Here is a 17,078-nt window from a genome sequence, read left to right as displayed (position 1 = left end):
TCTGCGGACCGAGGGGCTCGGGAGGAGAGGTCAGGACCGCTTTAGCTTTTTAACGGCGTCATAGAGCGCCCCGGCACTGCTATGGGTGTCAAAATTCTCGCCGTTTATCAGGGCCACCGGGGTTCCCTTGACGCGGGCTTTGGCCTCCGGCTCGACCACCTTAGTCACCCACGAGATATAGGTGTTCTCCCGAATAGCCTTTAATGCTTGTTCCCCAGCTCCTGATTCCTTGGCGATTTTTAGGATCTCCGCGTCGTCGGGGGTGGGGCCTTCTTTCGGTAAGGCCGCCATCATTTTTCTGGTGAACATGAGTAGTCGTCGGGAATCGTCGGCATAAACCGCTGCGGCGGCCCCTGCGGTTTTGGTGGAGTAGCCGATGGAATCTCGGTCGAGCATGGGGCGGGGGTGGAGACGTACCGATGCGAGGCGTTCGTTGGCAATGCGGCGAAGATCGGGACTGAAAACTTCGTCGAACTTCACGCAGTGTGGGCACTGGAAATCGAGATAGATGTCCACCACGGTTGCACGATGAGATGCCAGCGGGTCGCTACTGCTCGGTGACGGCGCAGGGGTGGCTTGTATATCAGATTGGGTGCTTCCGATAGCAAGCTGGGCTGTCGTACCGGGAATACCGAGAGCGAGGTAGGGGAATCTTTTGTCGAAGGGGATTTTGTCCCCGGTCAGGTCAGGGGCCGGGGCGGTTGATTGCCCACACGCGGTTAATGCCAGCGGTGCCACAAGACCGGTGGTGATCAGGGTGCGGCGGTGGATATGCGGGGATGCCATAAGAGAACACCTCGTCGTGAGTGAAGGGATAGAACTGTTACGATCCTACGGCTCCAAAGCTTGGGCTGGGCGGGAGTAAGCCCCGCACAGTATCAGTTTTTACTGTGTTGACCTGTGGCTTTAGTTTTCTTGAACGGTTGTCTTAAGCGAGGTCGGGGATCGGTTGGACGGGCTTTTTCATACCGTAGGACTGTGATAGCAGGCGGTAGGGCCGAGACATAAAGGCGATGATGACGGCGGCGAGCATGAGCAGGCTGGCGATCACGAAGACGAGGGCGATCCCTCGGGCCTGGCCCTCACCTAATAACCACCCGAATGTGGTGCGGCCATGTTCGCTCTTCATCCAGGGAATCGCCCAAAATTGTGCAATTGGACCGACCAAGAATGACGAGATTGGGGTGGCGGCGCTTTCGATGCTCTGGGCGATCCCAAAGACGCGGCCTTGTCGCGAATAGGGAACCACTTTTTGAATAATGGTTTGTTCGCACGCTTCGGCTGCGGGAACGATGCACATGTATACGAAGTTGCCCGCCACAAAGAGCAGCCAGGTTTCCCGGATCGCGAATGTCAGTCCGATGATCGCAATCGCGGCGTTGATTAGCAGAAGTGTTCGCACTGGATTGCGGCCGAGTCCGACCCGCGCGATGATCAGCCCCCCGACGATGAATCCGGTGCTGGTGATGCCAAGCACGATGCCCCAGATTTCCACGCCGAACATCGTGAGCCCGTAGGGGTCGAGCAAAGCCATGAAAGCTCCACCTACCAGGTTGTTAAAGCAAGTGAACAGGATCAGGGCGAAGAGTCCGGGGATGGCCTGGATCGCGGTGAAGGAGCCGTGTAGGTCAAGTTGGTGGGCAAAACCAGGTGGGCGTGCAGCGGCCGGGGAGGCTTCCGGAATCGAGATGGTGAGCAGATGCAGCAGCGCGAGGCCGGTCATGGCGGTGGCGATGACAAGGGTGGGACCCATGCCGAGCAGCCCCACCGATAGGCCCGAAAATACGGAGGTGACCAGGAAAGCGACCCCTTGCACCGCGCCGACCAGGCCGTTTGCTTTATCGCGGCGATCATCGGGCACCAGTAAGGTGACCGTGGTGGATAGCGCAATGTTGCGCATGTTTTCGACCACGCTGCCGATTAAGATCAGCCCGGCAAACAGCCAGAAAAAGGGGCTAGTCCAATCCAGCAGGCTTGTGGTTGGCAATATGAACCAGGCGATCACCGCGAGCAGGTACATGGCGAGGGTGATGACGCTGGAGAACATCATGATGTTCTTTTTGCGATGGTGATCGACAAAAACCCCGAACCACAGGGAACATATCGCGATGAGCAGCATGTAGGTACCGCCGATAAAAGCGGTCGACATGACATTTTCAGTCTCTAGATAGACCCAAAAGGTCAGGGCAAACCACAAATACGATGTGGTCACATTCGCGATGAGAGTGTTGACCAGAACATGATGGAAGGCGCGCATGAAATGTGGCCTTTCGGGCCGAGGAGATGAGACCGGCGCGCCGCGGCGATATGCAGTCGACGTGGGGGTAGCGCGCTGGTCTCATTGTGCCGGAGGGGCTCGGTGCGGTCGAAAATATCGGCGCGATCTTGGGTCTTGAGATGCGCGCGATGTGACGGCCCGGCCCCACCCGGCTAATTCCTAGGCGAACTGGGCGTTGGTGCGTGAGTCGTAGATGGCGCGGTCGAGGATTTTCTCGCGTTTTGCCACTACGGTGGGCACAAGGGCTTGGCCGGTTACGTTCAACGCGGTGCGTCCCATGTCGAGAATTGGATCGATGGCCAGCAGCAGACCGACACCTTCCAGCGGAAGGCCGAGCGTCGACAGGGTGAGGGTCAACATGACGGTGGCGCCGGTCATACCCGCGGTGGCGGCTGAACCGAGCACCGCGACTAAAGCGATCAGCACATATTGCATCAGGCTGAGCTGGATGCCGAAGAAGTTCGCAACGAAGATTGCGGCCAGCGCCGGGTAGATGGCGGCGCAGCCATCCATTTTGGTGGTGGCGCCAAGCGGCACGGAGAAGGACGCGTACTGCCTGGGAACTCCCATGTTTTCGATGGTGACGGCCTGGGTGACGGGCATTGTGCCGAGCGAGGAGCGGGAGACGAAACCGAGTGAGGTTGCGGGCCAGACGTTGCGGAAAAAGGCTCGCACGCTCAGTCCATTGGCCTTGACGATCACCGGATAGACCACCAGTCCAACGATGAGCAGGCCAACGTAAATGTCGATTACGAAAACGCCGAGGGATCCGATGGCGTCCCATCCGTAGCTGACGACGGCGTTGCCCAGCAGACCGATGGTTCCGATGGGAGCGAGGCGGATCACCCACCACAGCAGCTTTTGCACGATCTCAAGCAGCGAGGACACGATCTTTAAGAACGGTTCGGCTTTGTCGCCCACTTTGAGTGCGGCGATTCCGACTGCAATGGAGATGACCAGGATTTGCAGGGTGTTGAATCCGAGGCTGACGGAGTTGTCGTGGAGGCTTCCGGTAATGCCCAGGAAGTTGGTGGGGACTAGGCCTTCAAGGAAGTCGAGCCAGCTGCCTTGGGTGGCGGGCATCTTTGCCGCATCTGCGGCGACGGTGGTTCCATGGCCCGGGTTGGTGATCACGCCGAGCAAAATGCCAATTCCTACGGATATGAGCGCTGTGATGGCAAACCACAGGAGGGTTTTCCAGGCGAGGCGAGCAGCGTTGGAGACCTGTCGCAGATTTGCAATAGAGGACACGATTGCCAGGAATACCAGCGGTGGTACCAGGGCTTTGAGCAGGGTAATAAAGATTGAGCCGACGGTTTGAAGGGTGACGGTGAGCCAGTTCGGGTCTGGTTTGCCTCCGCTGATGGATGCGGGGCCGAGGTAGGCGGCGATTAGTCCCAAGACGATGCCAAGAATAAGGCCGATAATCACCTGCGCCCCGAAAGGTATCCGGAAAACCGCGGTAAGCCAACGTAAGGGGTGATTTCTATGGGTGTTCTTAGCTTCAGCTGCAGTTTTGTGGTGCTCAGGGGTGGTCTGAGTGGATGCTGGCTCAGCGGTATCGGTGGGAAGGTGCGGCGTGTTCACGCCAATGTATGTTACGCCTGGGTATCTAGGAGGTCCATAGGTATAGCTATGTAGTGGCCTAAGTCATGCCTAAGTCACCGTGACGGATGACCCATCCTTCTGGCTTGAGACTATTTCTGTCTGAATGTCGGCGAGGATGACCTCGGGACGGCGGCTCAACCGACGTCAGGTCGCGCATGGGCGCGCTTAGCCTGCTTTGAGTGGATTAAGCCCGCACCCTGACCCGGGCCGACCAGGGACCCTCACGTTTTTCACGATGCCGACACCAAAGTGCTATCCCGTGCGGCGCGGGGCACACTAAGAACGTCCATAACCGCGCAGAGATACCGGAGAACCCGCCGATGTCCACCCGTCCCCTCGTCGTTGGCGCTTATGCCGCGCTACCCGCCACCCCTCACGATCAGGACCTTTTCTACACCCGTCTCGCGGAACGGCAGCTTGCCACCGCACTAGAAATTCCCTTTAAGGGATACGACGGCGACCCCTTGACGGACGGCCTCGATCACCTCGCGGGCCAGGTGCGAGGTCGATTTGTCGACAGCGTGATCACCCTGATTCCCGGCACCATGATGCGCGTCGGCACCAATCCGACATTTGGGCTGGCCTCTGTGGATCCCGAGGGACGCGCCCAGGCCCTCGACTTGGTGCGTCGCGCGCTCAGCGCCGCCGACGGACTGCGTGACCGGACCGGCGAAAACAGTGTGGCAGCGCTGCACGTGCACAGCGCCCCGAGCGTGACCGCCGACCGCGAGGCATTCGCTCGATCCTTAGAGGACCTGCTGCCGATCATCCCCGACGGTATTCGCCTGATCGTCGAGCACTGCGACGCCTACGACCCCAAAGTGACCGGAGAAAAACGCTTCCTCACCCTCGACGACGAAATCGAAGTCGTTCGCGGCACCGGCATCGGGATCACCATCAACTGGGGACGTAGCGCCCTGGAAGCCCATGACGCAGACCGCCCCCGTCAGCAGATTGCCCAGCTGGTGGCGGAGGGTCTTCTCGAAGGAGTCATGTTCTCTGGTGCCGGACCGGACAATAACGCCTACGGGGTGGGATGGGCTGACCTGCACCTCCCGCTCGCAGCGGATGAGCCCACCTCGCTCATGGATGCTGAGGTTGTGGCCCAGTGTCTCGCCGCTGCGGGGGGAACTGAACGATTCAGTGGCGCAAAGATTCAGGTGCCCGCCGACTCGGACGTCGAGGGACGCCTAGATGTGATCGCCTCAATTATCGACGCGATTCGCTCCGCATCTCGCTGAGGATTCCTGGGGCAACACGCGGATAGACGCGGGACATCTTGCCGGATTCGAGATGATCCGACATGATGGGGAACCCAAGTACCTAGGACGCTCAGTATCGGTAAAGGTGGTTGGCGATGGACGAGTGTCCATCGCCAACCACCCGACACCGCACCAGCGTCCGGGTGTCGCGACCGATCCACCGGAGGATCCCGTGAACAGTGTCCCCACCCCGCAATCCGCCGCCGCATCTGCATCGGAGACCGACCAGCAGTCCGTGGCCGATCAGAAATCCGCGCTCGAATCCGCGCTCGACCAGTCACCCGCCGCCGAACCTCAGACCGTTACTGGGACTAATCAGGCGCCAGCTCCCTCGGACACCTCAACCTCCCCGGTCACCCCGGCGGGGTACACCGAACACATCACCCGGATCGAGGTCACCGATCTTGACCATCCACGGCTCGGAACAGTGGCGGTGCTCCGCTTCGCTCCGGCATCCCCATCCGATGGCTCAGGCAAAAGCCGTCCAGCCACACTCGGACCAGCCTCAGTCGCCGCCTACGCTGACGCTTTAGATACCGCGCTTACCCGTGCCGAAGCCAAAAGCATCGACGCCATCGCGTTAACCGGCACAGCGGACGTGTTCCTGGCAGGCGCCGACCTCGCCATGTTCGCCTCGCCGCAGGATAGCCACACCGGCGAGATGATTCACGAGATGACCTCCACCATGCATCGTCTGCACCAGGAGGTGCGTCAAAGCGCTGTTCCGGTGCTCGCCCATCTGAACGGCACCGCCCTCGGCGGAGGCATGGAAGTTGCTCTCATGGCCGACCTGCGCACAGCACAGCCGCAAGTCAAAGCCCTCGGATTTCCCGAAGTGGGGCTCGGCATCATCCCCGGGTGGGGAGGAACCACTGTGCTTCCAGGGCTGATTGGGCCGCAGCGATCACTGCGGCTGCTCATCGAGGACTCCCAGCGAGGCAAAACCCTGTCCGCGCAGGCTGCGCTGGATATAGGACTAATCGATGCGATGGCCTCCGATCTACCCCAGGCCCTTGATCTCCTCGCCGACCGCCTAGAGTCCGTCGATGATGTGTCCGCCCTCCGCAGACCGCCCCTGCTGGCAACGACTGATTCGGCTGCGCCACCATCGCCTGATCCGGAGCTGCCTGGTTCGTCGCTCACGCCATCATCTGAGGTGGCGCCGGCATCAATGTATGGTCGGCCCCAGCTAGCCTCGTCGCCGGAAGACGAACTTCATGAGGTTATCGCCGCAGCTCGACCTCGGGCGGAGCGAGCCCGCCGCAGCGGTGCCGAGGCCCCCGGGCGGATACTTGACCTCATTGAGGCGCTTCCCGGATCAAGGCTCAGCGATGCACTTCAGCGCGAGGCCACCACACTGTATGAGTTGGTTCGTTCGCCGGGGGCGGCGGTTTCCATCTATGCAGCCGAGCTGCTGCGACGCAGACGCCCCGGGCACACCAGCGTGCCTCTGTCGCAGCCGGTGCGTTCAGTAGGTCTGGCCGGCGCGGGTTTGATGGCCTCACAGATCGCGGCTCAGCTAGCTCTCGGGCTGCGGGTCCCGGTCATTATGAGGGACCTCGACCCGGCGCTCGCCGCACGCGGAGTGTCCGCAGCCCGCGATGTGGTGGGCACCAGAGCCAAACTCGGTCTGATCACCAAGCAGCAGGCCGACCAGGTGGGTGCATTGCTCAGCGGAACGGATCGGGTCGATGATCTTGCCGACTGCGACCTGGTGATTGAAGCTGTGCCAGAGGTGATGAGAATCAAGCAGTCGGCGCTGGCCGAGCTTGAAGGCGTCGTGAACCGGAACGCCGTGCTAGCCACGAACACCTCCTCCCTATCGGTGAAGACCATGGGTGAGGTACTGAACCACCCCGAACGTCTGATCGGTCTGCATTTTTTCAACCCGGTGGCCAAAATGCCTCTGGTCGAGGTGATTCACACCGATGTCACCGAGGAGAGCGCGCTGGCGACCGGCTTAGAGGTCGTGCGCTGTTGTCGTAAAACTGCGGTGCGTTCCGCGGATGCCCCGGGTTTCATTGTCAATCGCCTGCTGTTCAGAGTCCTCGGCGCGGTGCTGACGGAACTGGATGCCGGCCGCGATCCTGCCCTGGTCGATGCCGCGCTCGATGACATGGGGATGCCTATGCGCCCGTTGACTCTGCTAGACCTGGTGGGTCCGGGCGTTGCCCTGCACGTCGGATCGGTTCTTCATGACGCCCTCGGCGAGCGCTTTGCGAGCTCACCGGGACTATCCCGAATGGTTGAGCTTGGTGAGCGCTTCACCGTGCCGCCGAACACCGCACAGTCCGGGGGATCCGCAGCTGCTGGGATGCCCGCTGTACCTGCTCCCGTGGTGTCAGAAGTTTTCAAGTCCAAAACGTCGATAACTAACACGGCAGCTTCAGGTATATCAACGCAGATGCCGACGACGCCGAGAGCGGCTGAGGCATCGACCCTCAGGCCGGGGACAGGTCCGTCACGACAGGGGACAGCGCCCTCGCAGTCGGCCGCGGCGGCCTCGCAGTCGGGTATGCCGGACTCGCAGCCGGACCCGGAGTATTCCCCCAGGCTGCTGCGCACGGTTCAGGACGCTCTGGCCGAGGAAGTTCACATCATGCTCGACACCAACGTGGTGGAGAACGTGACGGATATCGACCTGGCAATGCTCCTTGGGGCAGGTTTTCCCCGGCACCGCGGCGGTCTCACCCCCTATCTCGACCAGGTGGGTGCCTCCCGTCGGATCGGAAAGGCCCCGTTTCACGGGGAGAGATTTATCAGCTGACGGCTGGCGTGCACAGTCCCCGCTCACAGCATGGGCGGGGACTCGCCCCCGCACTCCGACTGCCTCCGGTTCCGCCGATCTACGAGTCCGACGGCGCCTTGCGATTGCGCCGATTTGCGCGCACCCGCGCAATCACGAACCAGGCCACGGCGACGATGACCACCACGATCACGATCTTCTGCCAGGTGTCGACGTACCCAGCAACCAGCTCCCAGTTCTCGCCAAGGGCATAACCCGCCAGAACCAACACGGCGTTCCATGCCAGTGAACCGATCGCGGTCAAAAGTGTGAAACGCCAGACCGGCATTTTCTCCACGCCCGCAGGAATGGAGATCAGACTGCGGAAAATCGGAACGAGGCGACCAAAAAGCACCGTTTTTCCGCCGTGACGCGCAAACCAGGCCTCGGTTTTCTCAATGTCGGATACCTGAACTAGCGGCAACTTGGCGGCAACCCACACCAGGCGCTCCCGGCCAAAAGCGCGGCCCAAACCGTACAGCGCCAGCGCCCCGACGATCGAACCGAGGGTTGACCAGAACAAAGCTTCGGCGATGGTGAAGCCGCCCCGGCTGGCGGTTAAGCCCGCCAGCGGCAAAATGATCTCGCTGGGGATCGGCGGGAAAAGATTTTCCGCCGCCACCGCGAGGGCAACTCCCGGCCCGCCGATAGTTTCCATCAGGCTGACTGTCCACCCCGCAATGCCCCCAATTTCTTGGCTTGTCTGAGGGGAGGCATTGAGGGCGGGCGTGAGCTGAGGGATGAGCAGGCGCATCGTCATGCGTCGATTCTGTCGTACCGGAGAGGTTACCGATAGGTTTAAGCCGCCGTGTGATGCTCACACTCGCCGTTCCCAGTCGTTCGTATTCGTTTGCAGTCGTTCGTGCTCATCCCCGGAAGTTCCGTTAGCGACCGGCCCACCGGCGTAGTCGCGCCGCCGCCTCGTGCAAAGTGGCGTCTTCTTTGCAAAAGGCAAAACGGATCAGGGGCCGTGCCCAGTTCGACGATGCGCCGGGATGACACAGAGCCGATACGGGGATCGCACTCACGCCAACGTCGCATGCCGCGTCGAGGCACCAGCTATCGGCATCCTCAATGCCCAGCGGGCTTCCATCTGCCACCACGAAATACCCGGCTTCGGGTGGCGCTACCCGAAACCCGACCTCACGTAGCGCCGAGATCAGCAAATCCCGACCGCGGTGCAGATCATCGGCGATGCGCTGATACTCGGCGTCGGGAAGCCCGAGACCCGCCGCAACAGCAGGTTGGAACGGAGCACCGCTGGTGAACGTCAGGAACTGTTTTACTGCGGTAATAGCTTGAATTAGCGGTGCGGGTGCGCACACCCAGCCGATCTTCCAGCCGGTGACGGCGAATGTCTTACCTGCCGACCCGATGGACACCGTATGTTCGGCGCGCCCGGGCAAAGCTGCGACCGGAATATGGGCGGTCTCGAAGGTGAGGTGTTCATAGACCTCGTCCGTCACGATCAACGCACCGCGATCGATAGCGGCCCCGGATATGCGGTCCAGGCATTCGCGATCAAGCACCAACCCGGTGGGATTGTGCGGGGTGTTGAGCAGCACAATCCGGGTTCTATCCGTCATGGCGTCCACGAACTGCTCGCTATCGACCCGCAGATCCAGGTCGCCGTCGGGAGTTGTCGATACAGACAGGGGAACGGTGCGCAGCGTGCCTCCTGCGAGCGCCACAACTGCCGCGTATGCGTCGTAGAACGGTTCGAGGGCCAGTACTTCATCGCCCGGTCGGATAAACGCCAACAGGGTGGCCGCCAGCGCCTCGGTCGCCCCGGTGGTTACAAGGATTTCCGTTGCGGGATTGAGGTCAATCCCATAGAAGCGCTGGTGGTGTTCGGCAATAGCCTCCCGGAGGACAGGGGTTCCGGGCCCCGGCGGATACTGATTGTGACCGTCTCGGATCGCTGCGCACGCGGCGTCGAGAACAGCTTGGGGTGTACCCCCATCGGGGAATCCCTGGCCGAGGTTAATCGCACCGTGTTTCTGTGCGAGAGCGCTCATACGAGCGAAAATCGTCGGTTGGAGATCGTCGGGACATGCGGGCACAGCGGAGCCACGGAGCAAACCTGCGCCGCGTGCCGCCGCCGACCAAGGACCATCAATCAGCATGGCCGGAAGTGTGTCACAGGATGTCCGCGCTGCCTAACCGACATGTCGTGCGATGACAACTTTCACGGCATGACAAAGCTATGAGAGTGGGTGTTTTAGGTGGATAGTTGGGCGTGTGATGGGTGGTTACATCGTGTGTGACCTGGGTGGTCGATAGATGTTTAGCTAGGTCAGTAGTGGGGCCGCAGACAGGCGCGCGACCGACTCGGTGACGTTTGAGAGGGCGTGCGGCGATAACCAAGAGGTGTTTGATGAATATCGCGGAGGTGCCGGTGGACAGTGCCTTGCTCGCACTGCTCGATGAAACTCGCGTGTTATCCAGGGAGGTAGTACCTGGCAATGTGGTCAGGGAGTGGTCCGCTGATGGTTCGGAGGTACGCATTGTCTATAGCGCGTGTTCGCACTCCGATCTCGCTGCTGTGATCCAGCGCGAACTCAGACTGGCCCGAGAAGTTGGCGCGGACTTCGAGTGGAAGGTCTACGGTCACGATAAGCCCTCGGGACTGCCTGCAACGTTGTGTGCGGCTGGTTTAAAACCGGGACCGCGAGAGATGGTTCTGGCGCTGAATCTCTGTGATGCGCCCACAACGATTAGGAAAAGGGTTGAGGATGCTCACGAGGTGAGAACGGTGAATGTCGCAGATCTTGTCGATTATGAGCGGATCTCACTTGAGAGCGGGCGCAAGGATGCCGCGGACGAGCGGGAGAGACTCGCTGTATCCCTGGTTGCCGAGCCCGAGAGCATTCAGGTGCATGTGGCCTACCGGGATGGGGTGCCAGTGTCGGGAGGAAGGCTCTATCTTGCCGCCAACGGCACAGCAGAGCTGGCGGGCGGTAGAACGATACCGAGATGTCGACGTCAGGGGTTCTTTACGGCGACGGTTCTAAGTCGCATGTCAGCTGCGATTGCTGCCGGTGCGCAGACACTTTGGGTTGATGCTCTCCCCTCGTCGGCACCGATCTTCATCGCGCTGGGATTTAGCGCTGTGACCTGGACCGAGCCCTATGTGTGGTCCCGTTCATAAATGACGACAAAAGTTCTTAGATAGGTTCTATCGGAATATAATACCCATGTTTGCTGCCACAGATATCGAATATGTGACAAGGATGTGGCATCGTTGAGCCATGGCTCTCCTGGATGATTTTGTGGTGGTGCTCGACCTAGCTGCGGGCAATCACGGGTTGGTGACTCGCCCACAGCTCATGGCAGAGGGAATCTCCTCGACCTCAATTGCACGTCTAGCTGATACGCACCGTGCCCTAACCCCGCTAGGGGCTGGACTCTATGTTGTCCCCGCCCTTGAGGACTTGCGATTTGGTCATATGAGGGCCGCACTCCAGCGGGTTGACCCTGAGCGGTATCTCGAGAACATCGCAGCCGACCCTCTCGGGCTGAACTCAGGTGTGCTGAGTCATCATGCTGCTGCCGAACTACACGGTGCAGTTGATCTTCCTGACGAGATTCACGTGACGGTTCCGCGTCGCCGTCGCCTCACTGGGCTCACGACCCACACCCTTCGGCTTGACTCAAAAGACGTTGTCATCATTGACGGCATGCCGGCCACGTCAGTGGAGCGCACCACCTATGACTTGGGCCGGTGGCCGATGGATGGCGAACACCGATCGCGATGGGTTAATCACTGTGTGAACGCGGGTCTACTGTCAGTCGATTCAGCTCGTCATCTTTTGGGACCTTCTGCTGATGACACCCTGATGTACCTATCTGCTACGGCGGCCTGAGATGGCGTACCCAACCTCTCGAGGTCTCGCTGGGGCTATTCAGCAACAAGCACGTACCCGGGGTGTATCGAGTGCGCTCCATGAGTTTTTCGCGCAACGCCTAATAGCTCGGCTCTCGACTTCATTGCCACATACGTGGGTGCTCAAAGGAGGCCACGCGATGCTCGCACGTATTCCTGACGTTGCTCGAACTACCCGGGACATCGATGGTGCTCTGGCATCCACGTCGCGGGAGACCGCGATCACTGAAATAAGGCAGGCCGCAGCATCTTCACCTGTGGATCCTGACTTTCTTAACTTTGAACTAGTGAAGTGGACTCCCGGTCATGTCGAAGACCTCGTATCGCTCTCGTTTCAGGTACTTTTCGGCGGCAAGGATCATGGCGCCCTAAAAGTGGATGTCCAGATTGTTCATAACTGGAGTGAGCTTGGGGAACTCGTGCCGCTGGGACGTCGTGTAGATCCCCCAAAGCAGAGAGGCTGGCCAGATTGCATCCGAGTTATACCGGTAGCAGATCACATGGCTGAGAAGCTGGTCGCCCTCTACAGCGTCCACAATGGGCGTCTCTCAAGCCGAGAGCGTGACATCGTCGATCTTGCTCTGCTAGCCCGGTACGCACCCCCGCAACCATATGCTCTTGGGCCCGCGTTGAGTCGTGCGCTCAAGCGGCCGACAGTGCCGTCGGTCACCGTTGAGCTCCCTCCCCGTTTTATCGCCCCAGAGCGATTTCGTCGTGCGTTCGAGCGAGAAGGGCATGGACTGTCATGGGATACCTCGATGCTGGAAATCGCCACAATTACCGGGCCGGCGTTAAAGGCCATAGCGTCGTAGGTGCCTATATAGCTAAGTTGTTGCGCCGGGACCGATCATGGCTCGCGGAACCCCAGTTACGTTGCAATGCGTAATAGCACATCAGCGATCATGTAGTACTCCATGGCATGCAGGGACGCTGCCACCGCACCCAGGCGATGCCGCCGCGTCGCCGTCAGCCGTTATCGACCAGCCGTACTGCGCCGGCATACTCCCTGTTGGAATCGAACTCGCCAAGCGGCGTGATCTCCACACTGCTCGCTGAGTTGGGGGAGTGCATGATCAAACCATCACCAGCCCAGAACGCCACATGGTGGATGGCGCTCGCCGGAGCATCCTCGCCCCCGCCTTTGGCAAAGAACACTAGGTCGCCGACCTGGAGGTCCTGCCGACCCACGCGATCCCCCGCAGAGCGCTGAGGCCCAGCGTCACGCGGAATGATGATGCCGTGAGCCCGGCACACCGAGTAGGTAAACCCGGAGCAATCAAAACCAAACGCCGACACCCCTGCCCAGAGATACCGCAACCCGAGGAACCGTTGTGCGGTCGCCAGCAGATCGGCCCCGGTCGGTGCGGCAGGCTGATGATCAGGCGTGCGAACAGCAACGTCACGCAAGCGCAAGAAGGCGCGAGCACCGTCCGGAAGGGTGACCTGAACAGCTTTTCCCTGCTTCCGCAGCACCGGTAGTTCAGTGTTTATGGACGTCTCGATCATGCGAGAGCGACCACTCACATCGCGCGACAGCCACGCCGTGGGTGCGGTCACCACTGCGATCTCTGACCGCGTCTGCGCCCGAGCAAATTCGTCACTGACCACGAGCTGCACCGCGGGCACCCAGCCCGGGTAGCCGCGAGAGTCGCGGGGGGTGGGCTGGTCGGGAACCAGGATCTTCGCCCAGTCGCCGTCAATGTCATCGACGATCACGCGAGTGCCCAGCAAAGCCTGGGTTTCGGTGAGACCTTGAGCGAGCCATCGCCGCACAGACGTCTGTTCCATCGCCTGGTTCCACGCCCGCAAATCCACGGGATTCGTCAGCGATGGATCATCGATTCGTGGACGGGCGATGCGAGGCTCGCGCCACAACGTGGCGGCTGTGACGTCGATAAATGCTGAGCGTCCAGGTCGAAGATGCTCACCGGGAATGAGACGGCCCGAGGTCGGGACAGTGGGGGCGGCCTGGGCCCGAGAGGGCCGGTAGGCAGTGGCGGCGAACGGGGCGGCGACCGCAAGTGCGGCAGCTGCTCGCAGACCGGTCCTTCGGGTGACAGGACGCTCGGCGGGATCTTGTGGGGCGCGCAACGCATCGCCCGTCTGTGGCGGACGGGGCTCGCGTGACGGATCGGGGATGTGATCCGTGGTGCCTGTCATGGCCTTCTCCCTGCGATGTGGTGACTGTTATCCCGGTATGGGGTTCTGTGCGTCGGCTACGAGGCTATCGTGCAAAATCCCGGGAGGGAATACCGGCGATATCTTTGCATACTGCCGGGTAAGATATTTTGATTTTGCTGGGAATTGATAATGGCCACAGGTTGGCCCTATGCGTGCTGCGCACCTCACCGGGGGTCAGATACTGGCTTTGGGTTCTGAAGCCGTGCGACGCCTCGCCATTGCTTCTCGCAAGCCAATCACGAGGGATAAGACCCCAATAACAGCTATGAGACCACCGAAGACATAGCTTTGCTCAATCACGAGATCATTGAGCATCAGGCTGGTTCCGAGTAGCATTAATAAGATGCCGAGAGAGACGTAGCTCAAGATTTTTTGAATCTTGTCGTATCTTTTATTTTTTCGGTATGAACCCATGATTCTCTCCTTTGGGAGGGTGCATCGCCTATCTCGTACCTCATTGATGAACGGGACCGAAATATATCAGGGATTGCGAACATCGACGTACGCACATGGTACCAACGGAAGTCCGATTTGTGTTCATGGCCGCGGTGCTCTGGCGGCGAGAACTTGGGGATCCTATGAACCGAGCGGGTGAAGGCGCTAGGTGAACGGGCGGGTGAGCGGGGCGAAGGTGCGAGCTGTGTTGACGGTGTCGCGGAGCGGAGAGGTAGTGGAACGGCCAGGTTGGCAATGCCGCGTCGGGGTTATGGCTCTTCGGGCGGTGCGGCATCGTGCTGCCTGGCACAATGGGGTGATGCGAGTCCCATTCCGATTGTCGTCTGAAGTCTCTCCTGAACCGACCTCCTCGGTGGACGTCGTCCTTCGATCCCCCGCTGTGCAAGCCGCAATGGGCGGGCTGCTCGGCATGATTCCGGCGAACCGGTTTCCACGCTGGATGCGGATGGGTTACATCATTGTTCCGGCAGCCTTTGTTGGTATTACAGCGGCAGTGGTGGTCAGCGCGCAGCCCATGCTGAAGTATGCAGCCGCCCGGAAAGAGTCCCGTCAAACCTCAGAGAATGAACGAAATGTTGGCGGTGCTGAAGCGTCATCAGATGCGGACTCTACGCAATTTTTGCCGGCACATGCCACCCCGAGCGTGGCCGAGGCCAGCCTGACGGAAGCGGCCTCAATCCCTATGGAGAGAAGTGCCGACTCTGCTACGCAAGCTGAGATTTCTCCTGAGGGTGGGGCCTCGTCGCCTGATACTGAGACCTCGCGCCCGCGCATTCAGCTTCATCCCGCGTATGCGCTTCCGATTGGAGTGGCAGCAGGAGGCCTGATCGCGCTCGGCCAATGGACGTCGCTGACGATAGACGGCAAACTCGAACGCTGGTTCGTGCGCCACGGAGTGAGTCACCCACGGATCGCCATTGCGGGGCTGAGCGCTGGCGCCACCTATCTGGTTGCGCTCGCTGACCGCAAAGGATCGCACTAAAAGGAGAGCAGTGTGTCCAGGTCGGTTTTAGAGGGTCGCACGATGGGAAAATACGTCATCTCGTAGCGGTCGCACGCCTTATATGCGGGTGGGACTAGACCGGCAGGAAATGCTGTGCCCTTCACCTTTTACGTGCCAACTGCGGTGTCGGCTGTGCCAATTAAAGATGTTTTTCTAGAATTGGTGCATATATAATTTTTGTCCAGCTCTGCATCTCGGGCGTTAGATCCTGAAACTTTCTGACGACGATCCGCCTGCTCGCCTGCCCTGCCGTGACCTCCTGCAGCTTTCGTTTGCTCTGTAATAAAGGCTTCGACTATCTCCCGGGTGACACCAAGTTCTCTCGCGATGGCTCCAGGGGCATGGTGAATAGCCTCGGCTAATGCGTATTCGACGGGGCTGATAAGTAAACGTGCAGCCCAACGCCAGGCGCGTCGTTCGGTGGCCTCATCGACGCACCAGTCACCGAAGTGGGCGTGAGCTAACTCGTGGGCGAGCGTCGAGACGGTGCGTGCCTCTGTCATGCCGTGGCGCAGCACGATGACGTTTATACCGGGGATATAGCGGCCTCGTTCAGGAAGATCCGGTGACCAAAAGACTCGGATCCCGGCAGCTTCGGCATAGGTGATGAGATCAGTCGTCTTCGCCGGGATCGTCTCCGGGATGCTCGGTATCGGCGGCATACGGCATGTCCTCCCATTCTTTAGGCGCATCGTCTGAAAGAAGCGTAAGTCGAGGGACTGACATACGGGGCGCGCGGGTCTTCTCATCAGAGTTGAGTGTGTCGGTGCCGCGTTCGTTCAGACGCCGGAGGATCTCGTCGGCAAGCTCGCGGTCCGACGCTTCGCGCAGTCCGATGACTTCCCGCACCTGAGTGATGTCATCGGGTCTGAGCAGGCGCTGTGCGATCAGACCTTCCAGGACGTTGGCGTTGTAGGTGTGAGCGATGGCGACGACCGATTCGGGCGAAATCCGGTTCTCTGCCGCTTGACGGGCGAGGGTCGCCTGCTTGATACCTGCGGCGGAGGCGATTGCGCGCAGCGAAGCGCCCTGGGTGACGCGGGTCATCCACTGCTTCAAGGTCTCAGTCATACCACCATCGTGAGTCATTTTGTAGACAACATCCAGCTTATAGGTGTGTGATACGCGTCATATCGGCTACGACTTGCGTCACGCGCCGAGCAGGCGTCTACTTATATCAACAGACGACGCAAAAGTGACTCACACTGAGGAGGTGATATGTCAACCGAAAGCTACGGGCTTCGGCCCGGCATCGTCTCGAAGCTGCGTGAGTACCTCTGTGAACCCAGCGATGCCGCGCTTGCTGCTCGCCTAGGCCTCAATTGTGCCGAGATTCAACGAGCGCGAGCGGCAGAGGTGACGGGCTCATCAGCCGACCGCTTCGTTGGCGAAGCAATGCGAGTAACTGCATGGCCATGGCAGGCGTTTTGTGTACCCCGAAAGGAATGTAACGCCGCCTAACGGGCGCATTATGCGTCGAATATTGGGCCACTTTTAAGTGCGTCCCCGCGATCAAAAAGTTTGACAACAAAATAGAGAAACCCCAGCGGCACCGATGAGTGAAAGACCGCTGACGCCCGCTGAAATGCGGGCAGACCCAGGCTCTAGGGGGGATGAAT

Annotated in this window: 15 protein-coding genes; 6 read left to right on the top strand and 9 right to left on the bottom strand. The window is 60.2% G+C overall.

Annotated features, from left to right (window positions below; translation table 11 throughout):
* Window positions 1-30 precede the first annotated feature (30 nt).
* The 3 genes from BN1724_RS08480 to BN1724_RS08470 all read right to left on the bottom strand — a co-directional run bounded on the left by BN1724_RS08480 (window position 31) and on the right by BN1724_RS08470 (window position 3,865).
* Window positions 31-786: a DsbA family protein gene (locus tag BN1724_RS08480; protein ID WP_058235003.1), complete on the bottom strand. Its 756-nt coding sequence runs from the start codon at window positions 784-786 to the stop codon at window positions 31-33.
* A 142-nt stretch (window positions 787-928) separates the two neighbouring features.
* Complete coding sequence (locus BN1724_RS08475; RefSeq protein ID WP_058235002.1) at window positions 929-2,257, bottom strand: MFS transporter; 1,329 nt, start codon at window positions 2,255-2,257, stop codon at window positions 929-931.
* A 180-nt stretch (window positions 2,258-2,437) separates the two neighbouring features.
* Complete coding sequence (locus BN1724_RS08470) at window positions 2,438-3,865, bottom strand: dicarboxylate/amino acid:cation symporter (RefSeq protein ID WP_084252900.1); 1,428 nt, start codon at window positions 3,863-3,865, stop codon at window positions 2,438-2,440.
* A 341-nt stretch (window positions 3,866-4,206) separates the two neighbouring features.
* On the opposite strand from BN1724_RS08470, the gene BN1724_RS08465 reads away from it, so the two are divergent.
* A complete protein-coding gene (locus tag BN1724_RS08465; RefSeq protein ID WP_058235001.1) occupies window positions 4,207-5,127 on the top strand; it encodes a DUF4862 family protein in 921 nt (306 codons plus the stop codon).
* Window positions 5,128-5,179: 52 nt separating this feature from the next.
* On the top strand, window positions 5,180-7,915 hold the full coding sequence (locus tag BN1724_RS08460) for a 3-hydroxyacyl-CoA dehydrogenase NAD-binding domain-containing protein (RefSeq protein ID WP_084252899.1): 2,736 nt from the start codon (window positions 5,180-5,182) through the stop codon (window positions 7,913-7,915).
* A 79-nt stretch (window positions 7,916-7,994) separates the two neighbouring features.
* On the opposite strand, the gene BN1724_RS08455 is transcribed toward BN1724_RS08460, so the two are convergent.
* Window positions 7,995-8,693 (bottom strand): DedA family protein, encoded by a 699-nt coding sequence (locus BN1724_RS08455; RefSeq protein ID WP_058235000.1) that lies wholly within the window; start codon window positions 8,691-8,693, stop codon window positions 7,995-7,997.
* 124 nt (window positions 8,694-8,817) lie between these two features.
* Window positions 8,818-10,059, bottom strand: coding sequence for an aminotransferase class I/II-fold pyridoxal phosphate-dependent enzyme (locus tag BN1724_RS08450; RefSeq protein WP_058234999.1), 1,242 nt, complete (start codon window positions 10,057-10,059; stop codon window positions 8,818-8,820).
* A 251-nt stretch (window positions 10,060-10,310) separates the two neighbouring features.
* Here BN1724_RS08450 and BN1724_RS08445 point away from each other — a divergent pair, with 251 nt between their 5' ends.
* From BN1724_RS08445 to BN1724_RS08435, 3 genes are all read left to right on the top strand, one after another.
* Window positions 10,311-11,084, top strand: a complete 774-nt coding sequence (locus BN1724_RS08445; RefSeq protein WP_058234998.1) for a GNAT family N-acetyltransferase — start codon at window positions 10,311-10,313, stop codon at window positions 11,082-11,084.
* 100 nt (window positions 11,085-11,184) lie between these two features.
* Complete coding sequence (locus tag BN1724_RS08440) at window positions 11,185-11,799, top strand: type IV toxin-antitoxin system AbiEi family antitoxin domain-containing protein (protein WP_058234997.1); 615 nt, start codon at window positions 11,185-11,187, stop codon at window positions 11,797-11,799.
* A gap of 1 nt (window position 11,800) precedes the next feature.
* On the top strand, window positions 11,801-12,631 hold the full coding sequence (locus tag BN1724_RS08435; RefSeq protein ID WP_084252898.1) for a nucleotidyl transferase AbiEii/AbiGii toxin family protein: 831 nt from the start codon (window positions 11,801-11,803) through the stop codon (window positions 12,629-12,631).
* A 154-nt stretch (window positions 12,632-12,785) separates the two neighbouring features.
* Here the strand turns inward: BN1724_RS08435 and BN1724_RS08430 are convergent, their stop codons facing one another.
* Together BN1724_RS08430 and BN1724_RS08425 are read right to left on the bottom strand one after the other, a co-directional pair.
* Window positions 12,786-13,979 carry a C40 family peptidase gene (locus BN1724_RS08430; protein ID WP_084252897.1) on the bottom strand — a complete coding sequence of 398 codons (1,194 nt, stop codon included), beginning with the start codon at window positions 13,977-13,979 and terminating at the stop codon, window positions 12,786-12,788.
* A gap of 195 nt (window positions 13,980-14,174) precedes the next feature.
* Complete coding sequence (locus BN1724_RS08425) at window positions 14,175-14,414, bottom strand: hypothetical protein (RefSeq protein ID WP_058234995.1); 240 nt, start codon at window positions 14,412-14,414, stop codon at window positions 14,175-14,177.
* 340 nt (window positions 14,415-14,754) lie between these two features.
* Between BN1724_RS08425 and BN1724_RS08420 the strand changes: the two genes are divergently transcribed.
* Window positions 14,755-15,438 carry a hypothetical protein gene (locus BN1724_RS08420; protein WP_157085830.1) on the top strand — a complete coding sequence of 228 codons (684 nt, stop codon included), beginning with the start codon at window positions 14,755-14,757 and terminating at the stop codon, window positions 15,436-15,438.
* Window positions 15,439-15,566: 128 nt separating this feature from the next.
* On the opposite strand, the gene BN1724_RS08415 is transcribed toward BN1724_RS08420, so the two are convergent.
* Both BN1724_RS08415 and BN1724_RS08410 read right to left on the bottom strand, forming a co-directional pair.
* Window positions 15,567-16,121 carry an ImmA/IrrE family metallo-endopeptidase gene (locus tag BN1724_RS08415; RefSeq protein WP_058234993.1) on the bottom strand — a complete coding sequence of 185 codons (555 nt, stop codon included), beginning with the start codon at window positions 16,119-16,121 and terminating at the stop codon, window positions 15,567-15,569.
* Entirely contained in the window at window positions 16,072-16,530 is a 459-nt protein-coding gene (locus BN1724_RS08410; RefSeq protein ID WP_058234992.1) for a hypothetical protein, read from the bottom strand. Before BN1724_RS08410 ends, BN1724_RS08415 begins: the two co-directional genes overlap by 50 nt.
* Window positions 16,531-17,078 lie beyond the last annotated feature (548 nt).

It is taken from the genome of Devriesea agamarum (genome assembly GCF_900070355.1).
Lineage (GTDB): Bacteria > Actinomycetota > Actinomycetes > Actinomycetales > Dermabacteraceae > Devriesea > Devriesea agamarum.
The sequence above is the reverse complement of the archived record's forward strand: the minus strand, read 5'-3'. Positions and strand labels throughout refer to the sequence as shown.